The sequence below is a fragment of the Candidatus Desulfolinea nitratireducens genome (genome assembly GCF_982879505.1).
Genome location: NZ_CEYOSI010000145.1, coordinates 1 through 4392, shown reverse-complemented (window position 1 = coordinate 4392; position 4392 = coordinate 1). Strand labels below are relative to the sequence as shown.

Sequence of the window (4392 nt, the reverse complement as noted above, 5' to 3'; positions counted from 1 at the left end):
GGATCCTGGAACACAAATCCGATCTGGCCGCCGCGGATATTGCGCAATTCCTCGCGTGACATCTGAAGCAGGTCCATTTCGGTGAACTCTTCATCAGGTTTTACAGCTTCGCCGCGCAAATATTTGAGCTCCAGTTCACTCATTTTGAGCAGATCACGCTCACCATTAGCGCCGTAGTAGAGGGCGCTTCCCCCCGTGACCTTACCCGGCGGGACAGGGATCAGGCCAAGCAGCGACATCACCGTCACACTCTTCCCGCTGCCGCTCTCGCCGACAATGGCGAGGGTCTCCCCTTCCTCAAGTGTGAAGGAGACCCCATTGACGGCATTGACCACACCATCCAGGGTGTGAAAATGTACATGTAGATCACGAACATCAAGAATTGGCGGCATGTTCAGTCCTTACCTTTCGGTACGCCGCAAGCGTGGGTCCATCACGTCCCGCAGCCAATCGCCCAGCAGGTTCATCGAAAGGGACGTGATCATGATCGCAAACCCCGGGAAAGCGGCGATCCATGGGGAAGTTGTCAAGTATTTTCGTCCGGCTGAGAGCATATTGCCCCAGCTGGGGACGCTGGGTGGGACACTTAGCCCCAGGAAGCCCAGCCCGGCTTCATAGAAGATCATGCCCGACATCTCAAATGTGGCCACCGTGATCAGAGGACCGATCAAGTTAGGCAGGATGTGGTCGAAAAGTATCCGCCAGCGACCGGCACCAACACTGATGGCAGATTCAACATATCCGCTTTCGCGAATCCGCAATACCTCGCCACGCGTGACGCGCGCAAAGATCGGCATGTCGGTAAATCCAAAGATAAGGATGACGTTGATCAAACTTCTGCCGAGGATCGAGGCGATCACCACCACGAACAATAGATACGGAAGTGCAAGGATCAGGTTGATGCCCCCCATGATGATATTGTCCACCCGCCCCCCGACAAAGCCGGCGATTGCGCCTACGAGCATGCCTAAACTCCCTGCGATCAGCACACCCAGAAATCCGACCGCCAGCGAAACGCGTGTGCCAAAGATGATGCGGCTGAGCAGATCGCGCCCAAGGTTATCGGTCCCAAGCGGGAATTCCCAGGTGCCTTCAGCGGTCCAGGCAGGTGGGGTTTTAGCCATGCGTAAGTTTTGCTGCTCGGGATCATGGGGTGCGATTTGGGGCGCAAAAACCGCAGTTAGCACCAGCACGATAAAGATGGTGAGCCCGATAACTCCCGATTTATCGCGTTGTAATAGCTTGCGGCCGTAAGCGAGGCGCGCCCGCCAGCCGCGTTCTTCATCTACTTGCAGACCAGTGCCGCGCTCGGGGTTCATTTCAGGTGCCAGGTCAGTCATTGTATCGAATCCTTGGGTCGATGAACGCATAAGCCACATCTGTGAGCAGGCTCATCAACACAACCACCACACTGGTAAACACGGCGATCGCCTGGATCAGAGGGTAGTCGCGCCAACCAATCGCCTGCTGGACAAGCTGTCCCATTCCGGGCCAGGCGAATATCGTTTCGATGTAGATTGAACCGCCCAGGCTGTAGCCGAAAGACACACCAATCACGCTCACCAGGGGGATTAAGACATTTCTCAGTACGTGTTTGATATAAATCGTTTTGGGAAGCAAGCCCTTGCTGCGGGCGGTGCGTATATAGTCTTCACCGCGAATCTCCATCGTCGCTGAGCGGGTGAGGCGCACAAGGGCGCCCATGCCGCCAAATCCCATCACAAAGCCCGGCAAGATGATCGATTTTATGCTGTCACGACCAAAAGATGGAAACCATCCCAGATCAACAGCAAAAAAGAATATCATCAATAAGGCCAGCCAGAAACTTGGTGTGCTCTGACCCAGCAGACCCAGGAAACGGCCCAACGAGTCGATCCAGGTTCCCGGACGAAAGCCTCCGATCAACCCCAGTGGAATGGCCACGACGATCGCCATGATCATCCCTGCGCCTGCCAACTCCAGCGTCGCCGGTAAACGGTGTACGACCATCGGCATCGCCGGTTCCTTGAAATGCAGGGAATTGCCGAAATCACCCACTAACGCGCCGCCCATAAAATCCGCCAGTTGAACCAAGAGCGGTCGATTAAACCCCATCATGTTCCGGAATTCTTCCCGATATTCTTCGCTCGCTTCGCGCGGAACCATCAGGTTGACCGGATCACCGGCGATGCGCACCATAAAGAAAACCAGCACCAGGACCCCAAAAAGTATTAGTACTGCCTGGAGTAAACGCGATAGCAAATATTTCTGCACAAGGCCATCCTTTCCGGTATGAGCTGTTTAACAGTGCGGGGATAGACTTCGTTGCCCATCCCCAAGCGTACAAGATATTGATACAGCGGACAACCAAGCGGTTGAAATAATGGACCCCTGATCCACTTCGATCAGGGGTCACATATTGTTTCGATTACTCCCCGGCAACCCATGTGTAGAACAAGTTGTAGTCCTCGGCCGAACGTGGCCGGTAGTCCTGGACTCGGGAGTTGATCGCCTCAAAAGCATTCGGCGAGTAGAGATAGATGAACGGCGGGTTCTCGCGCATGTACACCTGGAGTTCGCCGTAAAGATCGGCGCGTGCCTGGGTATCCATTTCGGTATTGATCTGAGCCATGAAATCATCGATCACAGGGTCAGACCACGCCGAGTAGCTGGCATCCCAGCCGCCAAGGGCACCCTCTAGCCGGTTGATTGACTCACCAAGGGTTGAAGACCAGCTGTCCCCGAAGATCGGCGGCAGTGCCTTCGTTGCTTCCAGGTCCCAGTACTGGCCAGACTCCATGAGGTCGAGGTTGGTCTCGATTCCGACTTCACGCAGGTAACCCTGGACCGCCTCGCAAACCTGCTCAAAGTTTGTGTAGGCACCGGCGGGGCAGGCGAAGTCCATCTCGAAGCCATCCGGATAGCCAGCATCGGCGAGCAACGTCAGGGCTTTATCTGGGTCATAGCCAAACGGATCAGCGTTGTCAAAGCCCAGGTTTCCGGGGGTAACAAAACCAACTGCGGGGGTAGCAAAGCCATCGAACAGCGCATCGATGATCGCGTCGACATCCACCGCATAGTTCATGGCGAGGCGGACATTGGGGTCCATTGTGGGCTGATCAAGGCCACTCGTCAGGTTATTGAAGGCAATGTAATAAACGCGGTCGACGGGATAGCGAATGACTTGCACATTCGTAGCGCCGAGCAGGCTCTGCGCTTCCTCCGAGCTCAGTCGCTGCACGATGTCAACCTCACCCGTTTGAATGGCTGCCACGCGGGTGGCCGATTCGGGGATCGGGCGGAAGATCAAGTTCTCTACTTTAGGATAGCCTTCTTGCCAGTAATTGGGATTAGCTGCCAAGGTGATATGATCGCCTTTTTCCCACTCGACGAGCATGAAGGGGCCGGTGCCGATCGGGTGGGCGACAAATGCTTCCTCACCCACCTCTGCGTGATAACCGGCAGGCTGAATTAAGGTGGTGGCCATCATTCTCAAGAATAGCGGATCGGGAGCCTCGGTTGTCATTTCAACCGTGTAATCGTCAACCTTGGTCCAGGATTTGGCGCGCTCGAAAAGATAGCTGTATTCAAAGCCGCCGTTCAAGCCCCGGTCGTAGGTGAAAACGACGTCATCAGCGGTGAGTGGATCACCGTTGTGGAAGGTGACATCCTTGCGAAGATGGAAGGTGTAGGTCAGACCATCTTCCGATAGCTCCACGCTCTCGGCCAGGGCGTTGTCAAGACCGCCGTCGTCGTTTACCCACATCAAGCCGTCAAACATCGTTTGGCTGGCATTGGTGGCATTGCGCTCAGCGGTTTGGGGCGGATCGAGCGAGTTGGGGAAGGTTGATAAGGCAACGGTAAGGGTGCCTACTGGCATCTCTGGCGGGGCAACTTCCTTTACCACTTCCACTTCCTTAACCACCTCCACCTCTTGGGTGACGATCACCTCTTCTTTTTCGGTGACCACCACTGTCTCGATAACCGTAGTCGGCGCGCAAGCAACGAGCGCTAACATTCCAGCTATGGCTACTATAAAAGCAATCCAATAACGCTTGAACGATAACATATCTTTTTCTCCTTTTTTTGGTGTTCTTCAATTGGCGTTGGAACCAGACAAATCAATTGGATTTGTTCGTGCTTGTCACTCGAACAATCAAAACTGATTGTTCAACGCCATAAGACGTTCATAAAAAAAGATCTCAGGCGTTGAGTTGAATATATTCTATCATTGAAATATGGGCTTATGTTTACCTCCATCGAGAAAAATGAAATTTATTATGCTAAATTTGGAGGAAGTTGATTTTCTTTTTCTGGAGACACACCTCCTCCTTCCTGTAAATATTTTCGCTTCCGGATTGTATCATCTCAATAATTTGGGGTAGATGAAAAAGACCAACCCAAATTGAGTTC

Annotated in this window: 3 protein-coding genes and 1 pseudogene; all 4 read right to left on the bottom strand. The window is 53.6% G+C overall.

Annotated elements, in window-relative coordinates; genetic code table 11:
* Positions 1-392, bottom strand: a pseudogene (locus AC3DOM_RS12410) (ATP-binding cassette domain-containing protein); the annotation flags it as partial.
* Positions 393-401: 9 nt separating this feature from the next.
* Positions 402-1340 carry an ABC transporter permease gene (locus AC3DOM_RS12405; protein ID WP_487919363.1) on the bottom strand — a complete coding sequence of 313 codons (939 nt, stop codon included), beginning with the start codon at positions 1338-1340 and terminating at the stop codon, positions 402-404.
* A complete protein-coding gene (locus AC3DOM_RS12400) occupies positions 1333-2253 on the bottom strand; it encodes an ABC transporter permease (protein ID WP_487919362.1) in 921 nt (306 codons plus the stop codon). The genes AC3DOM_RS12405 and AC3DOM_RS12400 overlap by 8 nt, the downstream gene beginning before the upstream one ends.
* A 154-nt stretch (positions 2254-2407) precedes the next feature.
* A complete protein-coding gene (locus AC3DOM_RS12395; RefSeq protein WP_487919361.1) occupies positions 2408-4048 on the bottom strand; it encodes an ABC transporter substrate-binding protein in 1641 nt (546 codons plus the stop codon).
* Positions 4049-4392: the final 344 nt, after the last annotated feature.

Excerpts from the sequence above, each read along its gene's own strand:
- AC3DOM_RS12405 (WP_487919363.1), bottom strand. The coding sequence starts at position 1,340 with ATGACTGACCTGGCACCTGAAATGAACCCCGAGCGCGGCACTGGTCTG.
- AC3DOM_RS12395 (WP_487919361.1), bottom strand. The coding sequence starts at position 4,048 with ATGTTATCGTTCAAGCGTTATTGGATTGCTTTTATAGTAGCCATAGCT.